The organism is Neorhizobium huautlense (assembly GCF_002968575.1).
GTDB classification, from domain to species: domain Bacteria; phylum Pseudomonadota; class Alphaproteobacteria; order Rhizobiales; family Rhizobiaceae; genus Neorhizobium; species Neorhizobium huautlense.
On record NZ_PVBM01000010.1, the window covers coordinates 136,026 to 150,734 of the forward strand.

Sequence of the window (14,709 nt, forward strand, 5' to 3'; positions counted from 1 at the left end):
GTTCCCTTTCTTGTCCGTTCTGATTCCTCCGATGCAGAGATTAGGGCGGATGCGGCCGGAAGCCTATCCGGTTCAGCAGGCAATTATCGGCTCCTCAATTCGCGCCCTCGGCAAGGTTTCCCCTCCTTCACCCCCTAGTAACCAGTGGTCATTAGAATTTGACGAACTTCAAATGGAGGGGGACCTCATGCAACGTCTTACAATTTCCTGGCGGCTTTACTGTCTTGTGCTGTTGTCGCTAGTCATCCTCGGGGGGGCGATGACATTCAGCCTGTTCCAGAGCTATGCCTCGTCGGAGCGGGAGCGCAAGGCGGGCCTTGCGCAGATGAACGATGCCGCGCTCACGGTGCTGAAGAAGTATCAGGGGCTGGAAGCCGCCGGCACGATGACCCGCGAGCAGGCCCAGACCGAAGCTAAGGCCATCATCGCCGGCATGCGTTACGGCGAAGGGACCGGCTATTTCTGGATCAACGACATGACGCCGCGCATGGTCATGCATCCGATCAAGCCGGAAATGAACGGCAAGGATCTTACCGGCGACAAGGACCCGAACGGCAAGTTCCTGTTCGTCGAGTTCGCCAACACGGTGAAGGCTCAGGGCAAGGGTTTCGTGGACTACTATTGGCCGAAGCCGGGCTTTGAGCAGCCGCAGGAGAAATATTCGCACGTGGCCGGCTTCGCGCCCTGGGGCTGGATCATCGGCACCGGCGTTTATGTGGACGATCTGCACGCCATGTTCCGCCGTGACGCGATCAATTTCGGCGCGATCTTCGCCGTCGGCGCATTGGTCCTGATCGGCGGCGCAGCTTTCGTGGTCAGAAGCGTCACCAGGCCGATCGGCCAGGTCAAGCAGGTGCTGCAGTCGATCGCGGCCGGCGAGGTGGGCGTCTCCGTTCCCTGTACCGAACAGAAGAACGAAATCGGCGACATCGCCCGAGCCGTCGTGGTTCTCAGAAACTCGGTCGAGGAGCGCAGCCAGCTGCAGGCTCGCGAAGCAGACCAGAGCCGTGCGCTTGCCGAGGAGCGGTCCGGCAGGGAGCGCGTGCTTTCGGCTTCGGCCGAGCGTCAGGCGCGTGCCATGGGCGAACTCGGCCGTGCCCTGGAAAGCCTGGCCGGCGGCGATCTTTCCGTATCGCTCGGCGATATCGGCGAGGATTACGCCAAGCTTCGCGACGACTTCAACGCCGCCGTCGGCTCGCTGCACCGTGCGATCGGCGCGATCACCGAGACGAGCCTCGTGGTGCGCGACAGTGCGGCCGATATCTCGAGCGCCACCGGCAATCTCTCCAAGCGCACCGAACAGCAGGCAGCGGCCCTTGAGGAAACCGCCGCCGCGCTCGACGAGATCACCGCAACGGTGCGTACCGCATCGGAACGTGCGCACGAGGCGCGCGAGATGGTGAGCGAGACGAAGGAAAGCGCCGGCCGTTCGGGCCAGATCGTCCGCAACGCGATCGACGCCATGGGCCGTATCGAGGAATCCTCGAACCGTATCAACCAGATCATCTCTGTCATCGACGAGATTGCCTTCCAGACCAACCTGCTGGCGCTGAACGCAGGCGTTGAGGCGGCGCGTGCGGGGGAAGCGGGCAGGGGCTTTGCAGTCGTTGCCCAGGAAGTGCGCGAGCTTGCGCAACGCTCCGCAAATGCGGCGAAGGAGATCAAGACGCTGATCAGCAATTCGGCACGCGAGGTCGAAGGCGGTGTTTCGCTGGTGCGCTCGACCGGCGACGCGCTGGTCGAGATCGCCACGCTTGTCGAGCGCGTCAACGCGCATGTCGACACGATCGCCACCGCCGCCCGCGAACAGGCGACCGGGCTGCAGGAGATCAATTCCTCCGTCAACCATATGGACCAGATGACCCAGCAGAATGCGGCCATGGTGGAAGAGACCACGGCGGCGAGCCAGACGCTTGCGGACCAGAGCCTTCACCTGCAGGATCTGCTCGCGGCCTTCACGCTGAACAACAATGCCGGTCGGGGCGCTGCCTACGGCTCGACCACCCGTTATCGCGCTGCCTGACAGCCGCGCCATCATCAACCGAGCCGCCGGATGAAAGTCCGGCGGCTTTTTGACGCCGATCAAACGGCGAGCGCCGCCTGCCGACAGGAAGATCATCATTCAGACGGTGGCCGAGACCGCTCCGACCGTTAAAAGCCTTGAAAAGGCCTTGATCTCTCAAGCCTTCGTTTACCGACACTGCCTAAACTCGTCATGTGTGTCATTTCGGCACCGGAAGAGTGGCAACTGGTATGGCGTATGCTTCCCTTTCCCGGCGGGTCGTAACCTCGCTGATGATGTCGTCGATGCTGGTCGCCTGTTCCTCCGGGGATCTAGTGCCGCCGGCATCGATCGACAGCGCCACCAGCGTCGGCGCGATCCAGCCGACGCGATCCATTCCGCCCGAGCCGATGTCGCAGCAGGCCTACCAGATGAGCCGGGCGCCGGTTTCGCAGGTCAGTTCCGTGGATTACGGATATTCGTCGCGCGGTGCATCCGGGCCGGGGGATGCTTATACCGGCGACAGCGGCAATTATCTGCGGGTGCCTGACCAGGCGCAGTCGGCGCCTCTCAATCCAGCATCGTCAGGCTCTCCTAGCGGCTCTCCGCCGCGGCAGGGCCGTTTGCCGATGATCGACAGCGATGAGGCATTGCAGCAGGCATCCGCCGCGCAAAACACCTATCCGTCCGGCGGGTCGAACGTCATTCCGGAAGAAGGCGTCAACATGGACGCCGAACTGGGTTTTGGACCGGACGAAAGCGATATCACCGGCCTTGCCGAAGAACAGGATACCGACATCGCCGAAGGCGTCGGCGATCAGCCCGTGGTCGACGGGATCGGCACCGACGAGCCGGTGGCGTTGCAGCCGCGCCGCCAGCCGATCTCCCAGCCGATGTCGGATGATCGTGTCGTCGTTCCGCCGAAGCGCCAGGGGGCCGGACTGCAGAGAGATGGCGCAAACGGCGGCATGGTCTGGGGCGACGGATCCCGCGTCGTTCCACCAAGCCGCGCGCCCGCCGCCGATACCCAGGAAGTGGCGATGCTGCGCCCCAACAACCCGATGAACGACAGCGGGCCAATGAGCCAGCGCGATCAGCCGTGGCTCAGAGGCGCCATGCCGCAGTCGGAAGTCAGCTGCCGGACGGAGCTGCGCCGCCTTGGCGTGGAATTCAACGACCTGCCGCGCATTTCCAACGGCCCGAGCTGCGGCATCAACTACCCTGTCAAGCTTGCGGGACTGTCCGGCAATATCGACGTAAAACCCGCCGTTACCCTGAACTGCCAGACGACGCTTGCCTTTGCGAAATGGGTGAAGAACGAGCTCGCCGTTTCGGCTCGCACTCGTTACCTGACGGGTGTGCGCAAAATCGTGCCCATGGGAGGTTATTCCTGCCGTCGTATGAACAACAGCCGCCAGCGCTACAACCCGATGTCGGAACATGCGCGCGGCAATGCCATCGACATTGGCCAGATCGTGCTGAAGAACGGCCACGAAATCGATGTGCGGAAGAAGGGGCTTTTCTCCTTCCGCGAAGGCGGATTGCTGAAATCGGTGCGCAACGACAGCTGCAAATATTTCAGCACGGTTCTCGGTCCCGGCAGCAATGCCGAACACTGGAACCATTTCCACTTCGATCTCCGCTCGCGCAAGAGCGGCCGGCGCTTCTGCAGCTGATACTGCGATGGCAAACGCCGAGATGCTCCGCCGCCTTGCCCTTTCTCTCGACGGAACCGTCGAGGCGCCACATTTCGACAGGGCGGCCTTCAAGGTGGCACGCATCTACGTGACGCTCGCCGGAGACGGCCTGACGGCGAATTTCAAGTTCAAACCTGACGAACAAAGCCTGAAATGCACGGTTCTGCCAACCGCCTTTTTTCCCGTCGGCAACGCCTGGGGGCGGCAGGGCTGGACGACGGCCATTCTTTCCGAACTGAACGAGGCCGATCTTCTCAATGCGCTGGAGACGGCCTGGAAACATGCGCTGCCGGCAAAGCGCAGGTCTTAGGGCCGCCAATCGGGATAGGCTTTCGCCTTCGGAAGGACGGGGGCTCGCGCTGGTCCGCCGAGACGCGAGTCCCCACCATACGCAAGACCAGCCGGCTTCATCGAAAAGAGATCGGAATCTCGCCCGAGTCGGAACCAGTCTCTTCCTGCCGCGACAGGAGGTCATCAGGGGGATTGCAAGTCAACTCAATCAAATGGTTTAGGGTCGCGGCATCCATGAGGCGAAGTTCTCCGTGCGAGAGTGGACGCGGAGATTATCTCGGCCATTCGTGTCGGAACCCCGTTTGGCCGGTCGTCTTCAAGGGAGACAGGCTAGGGAGAGCACAAATGACGATTACCATTACCGCCTTTGAGCGGTCGCCCGATCGAGGCAAGGGGCTGGCGCGTGACATGCGCGTCCGCTGGGCGCTGGAAGAAGTGGGCCAGCCCTACGACGTTCGTCTTCTTTCGTTCAAGGCGATGAAGGAGCCGGCGCATCTCGCGCTTCATCCTTTCGGACAGATTCCGACCTATGAGGAAGGTGATCTCGCCCTGTTCGAGTCGGGGGCGATCGTGTTCCATATCGCCGAGCGCCATGCGGGCCTGCTGCCGGACGATGCCAATGCGCGGGCGCGCGCCATCACATGGATGTTTGCAGCGCTCAACACTGTAGAGCCGCCGATCTTCGAACGCGCTCTCGCGACAATCCTCGAGCGCGACCAGCCTTGGTACGAGCAGCGCCTGCGCGTCCTCGGGGAAAGCATCCGCAACCGGCTCGACGGACTTTCCGGCCGCCTTGGCGATGCCGAGTGGCTCGATGGCGCCTTCAGCGCCGGCGACCTGCTGATGGTATCAGTGCTGCTCAGGCTGAAGGGATCGGATATACTGCAGGAATATCCAAACCTCTCCGCCTATGTGGCGCGCGGTGAAGCGCGGCCCGCCTACAGGCGTGCTTTCGACGCTCAGCTGGCGGTTTTCACCGGCGCATCCTCCGGCTGACGAGGATCCGTTCCAGGCAAAAAGAAGGCCGGCACTGAGGCCGGCCAGGGCGGAGATCGACTTGCGGGGAGCAGCCATGCCTCCGAAATGAGCTCTCTTACTGAAAATCAGAAGCAATGCGGCAAGCGAAAAGCAATGATCTGAAACATGTAGGTCATGACGGTCACGCAAGGGATGGGTGCGGCGGGGAAGCGGGACCGTTGCTTGCCTGACCGGGACAATGCTGCAGGAACGTCACGGGAAAATGACAGTCTCGGCAAGCGGCGCTTCCGATGGCCACTGTCTTTGCCGGCGATCGTGGGTCCGGCCGATTGGTCAAGAAAAGCGAACGCAATATTCGTTCAGGGAGGGATGGTTTCAAGGAAAGGGCTGCCTATATTGGCGGCACTTCTCGCAAATCCAATCCGCAAAGACCCGTTCGCATGGCTCCCGTTGTTTCCATCCAGAATCTGACCAAAACCTACGGCAACGGTTTTGAAGCGCTGAAAGGCATCGACCTCGAGATCGAGGAGGGCGAGATTCTTGCGCTGCTCGGGCCGAACGGCGCCGGCAAGACGACACTGATCTCGATCGTCTGCGGGCTGGTCAATCCATCGGGCGGCAAGGTGCTGGTCGGCGGCTATGACGTGGTACGGGATTTCCGCCAGACCCGGGCGATGATCGGACTGGTGCCGCAGGAACTGACGACCGATATGTTCGAGACGGTGTGGAACACCGTCAGTTTTTCCCGCGGGGTGCACGGCAAGAAGCCGAACCCTGAATTGGTCGAAAGCGTCCTCAAGGACCTGTCGCTCTGGGACAAGAAGGACAATATGCTGCGCGAACTTTCCGGCGGCATGAAGCGGCGCGTCCTGATCGCCAAGGCGTTGGCGCATGAACCGAAGATATTGTTCCTCGACGAGCCGACCGCTGGCGTCGACGTCAACCTGCGCCGCGAAATGTGGCAGGTGGTCGAAAGGCTCAGGGAAAATGGCGTCACCATCATCCTCACCACCCATTACATCGAAGAGGCGGAGGAGATCGCCGACCGGGTCGGCGTCATCAACGGCGGCAAGCTGCTGCTGATCGAGGAGAAAACGGCGCTGATGAAGAAGCTCGGACGCAAGCAGCTCCGGCTGGAGCTTGCCGAACCGCTGAAGAACCTGCCGGTCAGCCTTTCACCTTACAATCTGACGCTCTCGGAAGACGGTGCGGCACTGCTTCACGAATACCAGGGCGAGGAGGGGGACGGCAGTATCGCTTCGCTGCTCTCCATGTTGCAGGCAGAAAACATTCATTTCCGCGATCTTTCGACGCGGCAGAGTTCGCTGGAGGACATTTTTGTCGCACTGGTGGGAGAACAGGCATGAACGTCGAGGCAATCAAGTCGATCTATTTCTTCGAGATGGCCCGGATGCGGCGGACTCTGCTGCAGAGCGTCATATCGCCGGTCATCACCACCTCCCTCTATTTCATCGTCTTCGGCACGGCGATCGGCTCCCGCATGCAGGCGATCGAGGGCGTTTCCTACGGCTCCTTCATCACGCCGGGGCTGATCATGCTGACGCTGCTCACGCAATGTATCGGCAACGGCTCGATCGGCATCTATTTCCCGAAATTCACCGGCACGATCTATGAAATCCTGTCGGCGCCCGTAGCCATGACGGAGATCCTGATCGGTTACGTGGGGGCGGCGGCGAGCAAGGGGCTGATCATCGGCCTGATCATTCTGGCGACCGCCTCCTTCTTCGTCGACATCTCGATCGCCCACCCCTTCGTGATGCTGACCTTCCTGGTGCTGACGGCGGTGACCTTCAGCCTGTTCGGCTTCATCATCGGCATCTGGGCCAAGAATTTCGAGCAGCTCAACATCGTGCCGATGCTGGTCGTGCCGCCGTTGACCTTCCTCGGGGGCAGCTTCTACTCGATCGACATGCTGCCGCCCTTCTGGCAGGCGGTCAGCCATTTCAATCCGGTGCTCTATCTGGTCAGCGGCTTCCGCTGGAGCTTTTACGAAATCGCCGACGTCAATCCGCTGCTCAGCCTCGGCATGGTCGGCCTGTTCCTGGCTATTTGCCTTTCCATTCTCGGCTGGATCTTCCACACCGGGTACCGGCTGCGGAGCTGACCGCAGCCGGACGTTCGATCCGGTTCAGCCCTCGCTGAGCTGGAGCTGGCGCCCGCCGCGCAGGATCATCACCGACGCGCCCAGGATGGATGCGATGCCGAGGAAGGTCATGACGCCGAGCGGGCCCTCTGCATCGACCAGCAGCCCGCCGAGCACGGCGCCGCTGGAAATGGCGATCTGGAAGGTCGTCAGCAGCAGGGCGCCGGCACTTTCCGCCTCGTCGGATGCCGCCCGCGTGATGTAGCTCTGGATGCTGACCGGCAGCGCCCCGAAGGCAAAGCCCCACAAAGTGACCGCGACGGCGGAAGCCGCGAAGGAAACCCCGGTTGAAATGAGGATGACGGCGGTGAGCGCGAGAAGCCCGGCGCCGAAGATAACGCCGAGGGTAGCGCTGCGTTCGGTGATCATGCCCCCGACGATATTGCCGAAGAAGCCGCTGATGCCGAAGGCGAGCAGGACGAGCGAGATCATCTCGACGTCAAGCCGCGGAATCTCCTCGAGATACGGACGGATGTAGGTGAAGCCCGCGAAATGCCCGGCGACGATGAGAAGCGTCGCAAGAAGCCCGATGCGGATCTTCGGCCGCTTCAGGACGTTCGCAAGCGTGCCGAGTCCAGCATGTCCGGCAGGCGGCAGCGAGGGCATGGTGATGGCCTGGGCAAGCAGCGCCAGCACGCCGACCGCGCCGGCCAGCATGAAAGCCGCCCGCCAACCGAGAGTGGAGCCAATATAGGCGCCGAGCGGTGCGGCGGCCACCGTCGCCACCGAGACGCCGGTGAAGATCATCGCCATGGCCCGCGGCAGATGGTCGAGCGGCACGAGCCGCATGGCAAGCGCCCCCGACATGGCCCAGAAACCGCCAAGCCCGATGCCGAGCAGCACGCGCGAGACGAGAAGCAGGGGCAGGCCGTTGGCAACAGCGGCCAATGCGCAGGAGAGGATAAGCAGGGCGGTCAGACCGAACAACGTCCAGCGCCGGTCGAGGCTGCGGGTGCCGATGACGACGCCGGGGCCGGCGAACGCTGCGACGACGGCCGTCACGGTCACCGTCTGGCCGGCGATGCCGGAACTGATGCCGAGGTCGGCGGAGATGGGTGTGAGGAGGCTCGCCGGCAGGAATTCCGCCGTCACGAGACCGAATACGCCGAGCGTCAGGGAGACGACCGCGTCCCACCGGGCCTTGCTGCCGGAAACGGACGTATCGCGCAGGCGACCGTCCTCTTCGAAAGTGCTGTCTGTCATGGTTCATGTTCCTGTGTTGGGAGGTGGCACAGTTTCCCTATCGGGGTTGACCAGACGTAGGCGTGACAGCCTGTAGTTTCCATGCTAGAAAATCCGACATGCTTGACCGTTCGTCCAAAATTGAACCCGCTGATGTGGCCGATCCTTTGACCGAGATGTTGCGCGGGCTGCGGCTCGACGGCGTCGAATACGGCCGCTGCAGATTGGCCGAACCCTGGGCGACCTCCTTTCCCGCGCAGGAAGCGGCACGGCTCCATTTCATCTCCTCGGGTTCCGCCTGGCTGCAGACGCCGTGCGGGGAATGGCTGGCTTTGCGGCCGGGCGATGCGGCACTTCTGCCGCGCGGCGATGCGCATGTGCTGGCGAGCGCACCCGGTATTCCGGCGCTGCCGTTCGATCATTTCGGCCGCAAGGAAGTCTGCCAGGGGGTGTTCGACGTAAAATGTGCCGAAGTCTGCGGCGGTACGGTGGCGCTCACGGCTTCGATGCGTTTCAATATCGACAAGCTTCATCCGCTTTTGCAGCTCATGCCGCAGGTGATGCTGACCAGCGATCTGGCGAAGAACGAGCCGTCGATCCCGCATCTTCTCGATGCCATGGCGCGGGAGGTGGAATTGGACCGGGTGGGCGCCGGGGGAATTCTGGCGCGCCTTGCCGACGTTCTGACGGCCACCCTCATCCGCACCTGGGTAGAGCACGGTTGCGGCGACACGACGGGCTGGATCGCGGCCGTCCGCAATCCCGAAGTCGGCCGGGTGCTGGCAGCCATCCATCTGCAGCCGGAACGGGACTGGAGCGTGGCGGCCTTGGCGCGGATCATGGGCGTGTCCCGCTCCGGATTTGCAGAGCGGTTTCTTCGGGTGGTGGGCGAAACGCCGGCGCGGTATGTAGCGCGGGTGCGCATGCACCAGGCGCGCCAATGGTTGGGCAACGGCATGCGCGTGTCGGTCGTCGCGCAGCGTCTGGGCTACGATGCGGAAGCCTCGTTCAGCCGCGCCTTCAAGCGCATCATCGGAGCACCCCCGAGCCAGTTCAGGAAAAAGGGCGACGGCGATGAAGCGGTTCGAGGTTTGGTTGACATTGGCCCGATGAGCAGACCGAACTGAACTGTCTACCGCAGTCCGACCTCCTTCAGAACGGCGCAGGCGTCCCCGAACCATTGCGCGGCGCGGTCCAGATGATTGCCGTGGCTGCGCAGGTGCCAGGCATTGGCGTCGGTTTCATACAGTCCGCCGGCGTTGAAGGCCGCCGCAACGAGAATCGGATCCGTGCCCGTCAAGCCGAACCGCTGCTTGATTTCGGCGGTGCCGATCTCGATATTGGTCGTCGCATCGTAGAGGGGATGGATCGCCGGCGGAGGCGAAGGCCGCAAAGGATAGACGGGCGCCACCTGAAACTTGTGGTAGGGAAGCGACTGCGCGTCGATCACCCATCGCGCCGTGGTGGCGAGTGTCTGCATCGGGCCGGCGCTGTAGTCTCCCTGCACCGGTGGGTTGACGTCCTTGTTCCAGACATGCGCCTCCCAGCGGAATGTCGAAGGGCCGGTAAAACCCTGCGCGCGATAGGCCGCGGCTTCGGCAGCAATCGTCATGATGATGATTTCAGGCGGGATGGCGAAGCGGCGCGCCATCAGATCGATCTGCACGCTGAAAGTATCCCAGATGGCGCGGCAGGTCAGGGGAGCGCCCGAACTGCGCAACGGTTTCTGGCCTCCGGCATAGTTGCGAATATAGATGCCGTCCTCGTCAAAACGCCATTCGACGCCGTTGAACTTGCGATGCCAGCTTTGCTGACCGACTGCGGGCAGCGGATTGGACTGCGTAAAGGTTTCGGTCGCGACGAGGGCTTCCATCGGCAAAGGAGGGCGGGTCGGTATCTCTTCCGGTACCGGTGGTGCGGCGGGCGTGCCGGACCAGCCGGCAATCGCGGCTTCCAGATTTTCGGCCCAGCTCTCATCGCCACCGGAGGGGTATTTGCCGTTCGCAAGATCGCCGCTGTCCAGTCCGGCCATCTGCAGGTGCGGCAGCTCCCAGGACAATGCTTCGAGCCCGTGGCTCTCGCCGATCTGGTGCATCCTTTTCCAGGCGTCACGATATTCGCCGCTGGTCTTCCAGCTCCACTGCCCATTCACGAACAGGACCAGATCGATCGCCAGTCCATACTGGTGGTAGGACCTCCACGGTCTCGCCTTCGTCACGATCGGACCCGGACGCGTCCGACCCTGCGCATATAGAAATTCCTGCCGCTGGGGAGAGCGAAAAGCCTCGAATATCCGGAAGGGAAAGCCTTCGGTGTTGAGCTCTTCAACGATCAACCGCGCCGCCTTCCGGACCGCTGGATGAAGATGAGCCGTATCCACGTCTCGCTGGTGCGGCGACGACATAGGTTGTCCTCCCACTTTTAAAGGAACGATGAGAAAATACAGGTGATGGATTCAGTGATGCTTGCGGAATGCTTGCGCGCGAGAAGATGAACTATAATTGCCGCGAGTGGAGCGGCAGTCAACCGAGAGATAGTATTATATACTAACTACACGTTTTGATTGTGTTTGGGGGAGGCGAAAGCGTCCATCGAGCCGTCCACGACCCGTCGGGTAGCTGTCAGTCTCTCAACCGGAGCTCGTCGGTCTGCATCTGCAGCGAACCGAGCGTGGAGAGGAAGCTCATGCCGAGCAGGCTTTCGTCAAGCCGTCCTTCCTCTGCCACCAGGGCGCGGATGTTTTTTCGGACGATAGGTCCGATGGCGATCTCGTCGAGACGCACGGGTGCGGCCATGGCGCGGCCATTGGCCGTCATGACGCTGATCGAAAAGTCGAGAGCCTCAGGATCGAGGCCGATCGCCCGCGCATGTTCATAGGAAAGCACCACGGTGCTGGCGCCGGTATCGACGAGCATCGGCAGCACCTTGCCGTCGACACGGACATTGGTCTGGAAATGGTTGCCGCGCGTCTTGTGGATGATCACCTTGTTGCCACCCTCGCTGGTCGTCACGGACACCGCGGTGCCGGGCAGCAGGCCTGCGGTCATACGCGCGCCGAAACTGCGGGCGTCATCGCGATAGAGATAGGCGGCGACCAGCCCAAGCACGATCAGCAGCCAGATGGCGATATTTCTCATGACTTCGCCGGATCTGCCGCGGCGGCCGGAGAGGATGCCGACCGACAACAGGCCGGCGATTGGCAGCAGATAGATGATCTGGCCGAAATCGTCATTGGCGATGCCGAAAGTCTGGCCCGCGTCATGATTGAAGATCAGCAGCGCAAGTCCCGCGCCGAGGACGAGGAGAATGAGCGTCAGGGCGTTCATGCGTCGTAGCGCTCCCTGGCCAAACGCTGCCGTTTCGTTTCCCGGCGAGGCTTCCGCTCGACGGTCTCGAGCCGTGCGGGCAGTGTTTCCATCAGTGCGAGCCGTTCGGCATCCGTGTAGTCCATCCAGGCAGCAATTTCCTCGCGCGTGCGCCCGCAGCCGAAGCAGTAGCCGGTCTTGGTGTCGATGGAGCAGACGAGAATGCAGGGCGAAATCATGCAACCTATATCGTGGGTTCAGATGGCGAGAGCAAGAGTGGCAAGCATGCCGATCTCTGAGAGTTGTTGGCTGGCGCCGATCGTATCGCCCGTATGGCCTTCGATCTTGCCGCGCACATAACGGGTAAAACCGAAGCAGAGCGCGCCTGCGACAATCAGCGACAGCAGCACTTTGGGCAACCCAAGAACGAGGACCAGGAGGACCAGGGCCAAAGCGACGCCCATGAAGAGGGCGACATTGCGTGCCGTAGTTTCAGGCAGGCCGGCGCTGGCCGCCACCCCGGTTTCCCTTGCGGATGGCAGTGCGTGCCAGTGCCAGACCATCAGGGCACGGCTTACAGCTGCAGCGCCAAGGAGCGCGAGCGCGGCTGCCGCCGGCTCGTGGCGCGCAAGAGCGGCAAGCGCGCTCGCGCGCAATCCGAACGAAAGGATAAGCGCGATCACGCCGTAGCTGCCGATGCGGCTATCCTTCATGATGACAAGCGCATGTTCCTTGTCGCGCCCGCCGCCGAGACCATCGGCCGCATCCGCAAGACCGTCTTCGTGGAGCGCTCCCGTCAGAAGCGCCAGAAGCGTGAGCGCGATCAGACCTGCGGTCAGGGCATCGCCAGGTGCAAGGAGAAAAAGGGCGATGGCAGGAAGGGTCGCGATCACGAGCCCGGCCGCCGGAAAGGCTTGGACGGCGCGCGAGATCGAGCCGGACTGGCCCTTGAAAAAACGGTCCGGCACCGGCAGACGGCTCAGGAAGCCGATCGAGCGTGCAAGGTCTGCGACGAATTCGCTTGTGTTTGGCAGTTGTCCCACCGTGAGTCCCCGACTATGAGAAACGCAAAGAAGCGCGATTTGCCGGGAAAGACAAGTCGACCCGGACGACCAGAGCAAGAGAGATCTCCATGAGCGTGAGTGGCCTGCCTTTCGACGATTTCCGCACCCTGCTTGCCAATCTTCCGGGACCGGATTCCCGGGCGCTTGTGGCGGCGCGCGAACGGGACTCCCAGCTCACCAAGCCGCCGGGCGCGCTCGGCCGGCTGGAAGAGATCGCCTTCTGGCTTGCCGCCTGGACCGGCAGGGCTCCGGCAGTCAACCGTCCTCTGGTGGCGATCTTCGCCGGCAACCACGGGGTCACGAAGCACGGCATCACGCCCTATCCCTCCTCGGTGACACAGCAGATGGTCGAGAATTTCGCGGCCGGCGGTGCCGCGATCAACCAGATCTGCGTGACCCACGATCTCGGCCTCAAGATTTTCGATCTCGCACTTGATTACCCGACCGGTGACATCGCGACCGAAGCCGCGCTTTCCGAGCGAGATTGCGCCGCGACCATGGCCTTCGGCATGGAAGCGATTGCAGGCGGCACCGACCTCCTGTGCATCGGCGAAATGGGGATCGGCAATACGACGGTCGCCGCGGCGATCAATCTGGCGCTTTACGGCGGCACGGCCGAAGACTGGGTTGGCCCCGGCACCGGCTCGCATGGCGAACTGCTGGAGCGCAAGATCGCGGTGGTGAAGCAGGCGGTGGAATTCCACAAGGATCATCTCTCCGATCCGCTGGAAGTGCTGCGCCGGTTGGGCGGACGTGAGATCGCGGCAATCGCCGGCGCGATCCTGGCTGCCCGCGTCGAGAAAATTCCCGTGCTGCTCGACGGTTATGTGGTGACGGCCGCGGCGTCCATCCTGAAGGCCGCCAACCCATCCGCGCTCGACCACTGCCTGGTTGGCCACGTTTCGGCGGAACCCGGTCATCTGCGCGCCATCGAGAAGCTTGGCAAGACGCCTTTGCTGGCGCTCGGCATGCGCCTCGGCGAGGGGACGGGTGCTGCACTCGCGGCCGGCATCGTCAAGGCCGCCGCCGCCTGCCATTCCGGCATGGCGACGTTCGACCAGGCCGGTGTCAGCAACAAGAGCAACTGATCCGGATGGAAAAGACGCCGCTCGACAGCAATATCGCAAAGGCGAGCGGCATCCGCCGGGTCATCGCTGCGACGCGCTATTCCATGCAGGGATTGGTCCGGCTCTGGAAAGAGGAGGCGTTTCGCCACGAGGTCGTCGCCTTTGCCGGCGGCCTCGTGCTCTTCGCGCTGGTCGGTGCGTCGGCGCTCGATTATTTCGTCTTTCTCATCCTGATGCTGGTGCTGTTCTCGGTCGAATCGCTGAATACGGCAATCGAGGAGCTGGTGGATCGCATTTCCCCGGAAATCTCGACAGTCGGCCGGCATGCCAAGGATCTCGGCTCGTTTGCGGTGTTTTGCCTGCTCTGCGCCAACGGGCTCTTCGTGCTTTACGTGGTGGTGAAGCAGTTCTCGAATTAGGCGCTTCTGCGTGCCGAGTGGACGAAGCGGGTCACGACGACATCGTCGCCGATAACCCGGTAGAAGATGACGTAAGGGTAGAGTGCCAGGTTCAATCTTCGCGTGGATGATTTTGTGGTCTCGCGGCCTGAACGTGGCGGGTGACCGAGCAGGTCAATGGCCTCGGAAATCCTTCGCGAGACTTTCTCTGCGCCGGATGGCGATCGCTCGCGAATATAACATAGAGCTTTGTCGATTTGCCTGGAGGAAAGTGCGGTAAAACGCACACTCATCGAAGGTATTTTGCGAGAATGGTGCGGACCTCTTCCTCGCCTACTACTTCTCCGCGTTCGATTTCCCGATCTGCCTCTTCCAGGTCTGCCTCTTCCTCCGGCGTAAGCTGGTAGACTTCTCCATCATCTTCGCCCATGAAGCTTAGAAGAATTTCGGCAATCTCATCCTGCATTTCGGCGGGGAGTTCCTTGGCTGCTTCGATAGCGCGGTCGAGAAGTTTTGTCATAACCGCATTATGCACGGAAAACCCGGTTCGGGAAAGCTGAC

Annotated in this window: 16 protein-coding genes; 9 read left to right on the forward strand and 7 right to left on the reverse strand. The window is 62.3% G+C overall.

Annotation, left to right across the window (positions count from 1 at the left end; all coding sequences use genetic code 11):
- Positions 1-187 precede the first annotated feature (187 nt).
- The 6 genes from C5L12_RS13520 to C5L12_RS13545 all read left to right on the forward strand — a co-directional run bounded on the left by C5L12_RS13520 (position 188) and on the right by C5L12_RS13545 (position 7,093).
- Positions 188-2,023, forward strand: a complete 1,836-nt coding sequence (locus C5L12_RS13520; protein WP_105372564.1) for a methyl-accepting chemotaxis protein — start codon at positions 188-190, stop codon at positions 2,021-2,023.
- A gap of 230 nt (positions 2,024-2,253) precedes the next feature.
- Entirely contained in the window at positions 2,254-3,678 is a 1,425-nt protein-coding gene (locus C5L12_RS13525) for an extensin-like domain-containing protein (protein WP_105372565.1), read from the forward strand.
- A gap of 7 nt (positions 3,679-3,685) precedes the next feature.
- Positions 3,686-4,009, forward strand: a complete 324-nt coding sequence (locus C5L12_RS13530; RefSeq protein ID WP_105372566.1) for an MmcQ/YjbR family DNA-binding protein — start codon at positions 3,686-3,688, stop codon at positions 4,007-4,009.
- 326 nt (positions 4,010-4,335) lie between these two features.
- A complete protein-coding gene (locus C5L12_RS13535; protein ID WP_105372567.1) occupies positions 4,336-4,986 on the forward strand; it encodes a glutathione S-transferase family protein in 651 nt (216 codons plus the stop codon).
- A 422-nt stretch (positions 4,987-5,408) separates the two neighbouring features.
- A complete protein-coding gene (locus tag C5L12_RS13540; protein ID WP_105372619.1) occupies positions 5,409-6,335 on the forward strand; it encodes an ABC transporter ATP-binding protein in 927 nt (308 codons plus the stop codon).
- Positions 6,332-7,093: an ABC transporter permease gene (locus C5L12_RS13545; RefSeq protein WP_105372568.1), complete on the forward strand. Its 762-nt coding sequence runs from the start codon at positions 6,332-6,334 to the stop codon at positions 7,091-7,093. Before C5L12_RS13540 ends, C5L12_RS13545 begins: the two co-directional genes overlap by 4 nt.
- A 24-nt stretch (positions 7,094-7,117) precedes the next feature.
- Here C5L12_RS13545 and C5L12_RS13550 read toward each other — a convergent pair whose 3' ends face one another.
- Complete coding sequence (locus C5L12_RS13550) at positions 7,118-8,335, reverse strand: MFS transporter (protein ID WP_105372569.1); 1,218 nt, start codon at positions 8,333-8,335, stop codon at positions 7,118-7,120.
- Between the two features lie 134 nt (positions 8,336-8,469).
- Here C5L12_RS13550 and C5L12_RS13555 point away from each other — a divergent pair, with 134 nt between their 5' ends.
- Entirely contained in the window at positions 8,470-9,441 is a 972-nt protein-coding gene (locus C5L12_RS13555; protein ID WP_105372620.1) for an AraC family transcriptional regulator, read from the forward strand.
- 5 nt (positions 9,442-9,446) lie between these two features.
- Here C5L12_RS13555 and C5L12_RS13560 read toward each other — a convergent pair whose 3' ends face one another.
- The 4 genes from C5L12_RS13560 to C5L12_RS13575 form a co-directional block, all read right to left on the reverse strand.
- Entirely contained in the window at positions 9,447-10,718 is a 1,272-nt protein-coding gene (locus C5L12_RS13560) for a D-alanyl-D-alanine carboxypeptidase family protein (protein ID WP_105372570.1), read from the reverse strand.
- Between the two features lie 217 nt (positions 10,719-10,935).
- A complete protein-coding gene (locus C5L12_RS13565) occupies positions 10,936-11,640 on the reverse strand; it encodes a retropepsin-like aspartic protease family protein (RefSeq protein WP_105372571.1) in 705 nt (234 codons plus the stop codon).
- A complete protein-coding gene (locus C5L12_RS13570; RefSeq protein WP_105372572.1) occupies positions 11,637-11,858 on the reverse strand; it encodes a DUF1289 domain-containing protein in 222 nt (73 codons plus the stop codon). The genes C5L12_RS13565 and C5L12_RS13570 overlap by 4 nt, the downstream gene beginning before the upstream one ends.
- Before the next feature lie 18 nt (positions 11,859-11,876).
- Positions 11,877-12,653: an adenosylcobinamide-GDP ribazoletransferase gene (locus C5L12_RS13575; protein WP_105372621.1), complete on the reverse strand. Its 777-nt coding sequence runs from the start codon at positions 12,651-12,653 to the stop codon at positions 11,877-11,879.
- A 98-nt stretch (positions 12,654-12,751) separates the two neighbouring features.
- Here C5L12_RS13575 and cobT point away from each other — a divergent pair, with 98 nt between their 5' ends.
- Together cobT and C5L12_RS13585 are read left to right on the forward strand one after the other, a co-directional pair.
- On the forward strand, positions 12,752-13,771 hold the full coding sequence (gene cobT / locus C5L12_RS13580; RefSeq protein WP_105372573.1) for a nicotinate-nucleotide--dimethylbenzimidazole phosphoribosyltransferase: 1,020 nt from the start codon (positions 12,752-12,754) through the stop codon (positions 13,769-13,771).
- A gap of 5 nt (positions 13,772-13,776) precedes the next feature.
- Entirely contained in the window at positions 13,777-14,169 is a 393-nt protein-coding gene (locus tag C5L12_RS13585; RefSeq protein ID WP_105372574.1) for a diacylglycerol kinase, read from the forward strand.
- Here C5L12_RS13585 and C5L12_RS29220 read toward each other — a convergent pair.
- Both C5L12_RS29220 and C5L12_RS13595 read right to left on the reverse strand, forming a co-directional pair.
- The gene (locus C5L12_RS29220) at positions 14,166-14,441 is read right to left on the reverse strand and encodes a type II toxin-antitoxin system RelE/ParE family toxin (RefSeq protein WP_105372575.1); all 276 of its coding nucleotides are present in this window, start codon (positions 14,439-14,441) and stop codon (positions 14,166-14,168) included. The genes C5L12_RS13585 and C5L12_RS29220 overlap by 4 nt on opposite strands.
- Positions 14,438-14,668 (reverse strand): hypothetical protein, encoded by a 231-nt coding sequence (locus tag C5L12_RS13595; protein ID WP_105372576.1) that lies wholly within the window; start codon positions 14,666-14,668, stop codon positions 14,438-14,440. The genes C5L12_RS29220 and C5L12_RS13595 overlap by 4 nt, the downstream gene beginning before the upstream one ends.
- Between the last annotated feature and the right edge of the window lie 41 nt (positions 14,669-14,709).

What these genes read in the sequence shown, in the direction of transcription:
- C5L12_RS13525 (WP_105372565.1), top strand. Translation starts at nt 2,254, where the DNA reads ATGGCGTATGCTTCCCTTTCCCGGCGGGTCGTAACCTCGCTGATGATG.
- C5L12_RS13565 (WP_105372571.1), bottom strand. Translation starts at nt 11,640, where the DNA reads ATGAACGCCCTGACGCTCATTCTCCTCGTCCTCGGCGCGGGACTTGCG.
- cobT (WP_105372573.1), top strand. Translation starts at nt 12,752, where the DNA reads ATGAGCGTGAGTGGCCTGCCTTTCGACGATTTCCGCACCCTGCTTGCC.
- C5L12_RS13560 (WP_105372570.1), bottom strand. Translation starts at nt 10,718, where the DNA reads ATGTCGTCGCCGCACCAGCGAGACGTGGATACGGCTCATCTTCATCCA.
- C5L12_RS13550 (WP_105372569.1), bottom strand. Translation starts at nt 8,335, where the DNA reads ATGACAGACAGCACTTTCGAAGAGGACGGTCGCCTGCGCGATACGTCC.
- C5L12_RS13570 (WP_105372572.1), bottom strand. Translation starts at nt 11,858, where the DNA reads ATGATTTCGCCCTGCATTCTCGTCTGCTCCATCGACACCAAGACCGGC.
- C5L12_RS13595 (WP_105372576.1), bottom strand. Translation starts at nt 14,668, where the DNA reads ATGACAAAACTTCTCGACCGCGCTATCGAAGCAGCCAAGGAACTCCCC.
- C5L12_RS29220 (WP_105372575.1), bottom strand. Translation starts at nt 14,441, where the DNA reads ATGAGTGTGCGTTTTACCGCACTTTCCTCCAGGCAAATCGACAAAGCT.
- C5L12_RS13520 (WP_105372564.1), top strand. Translation starts at nt 188, where the DNA reads ATGCAACGTCTTACAATTTCCTGGCGGCTTTACTGTCTTGTGCTGTTG.
- C5L12_RS13540 (WP_105372619.1), top strand. Translation starts at nt 5,409, where the DNA reads ATGGCTCCCGTTGTTTCCATCCAGAATCTGACCAAAACCTACGGCAAC.
- C5L12_RS13530 (WP_105372566.1), top strand. Translation starts at nt 3,686, where the DNA reads ATGGCAAACGCCGAGATGCTCCGCCGCCTTGCCCTTTCTCTCGACGGA.
- C5L12_RS13545 (WP_105372568.1), top strand. Translation starts at nt 6,332, where the DNA reads ATGAACGTCGAGGCAATCAAGTCGATCTATTTCTTCGAGATGGCCCGG.
- C5L12_RS13535 (WP_105372567.1), top strand. Translation starts at nt 4,336, where the DNA reads ATGACGATTACCATTACCGCCTTTGAGCGGTCGCCCGATCGAGGCAAG.
- C5L12_RS13585 (WP_105372574.1), top strand. Translation starts at nt 13,777, where the DNA reads ATGGAAAAGACGCCGCTCGACAGCAATATCGCAAAGGCGAGCGGCATC.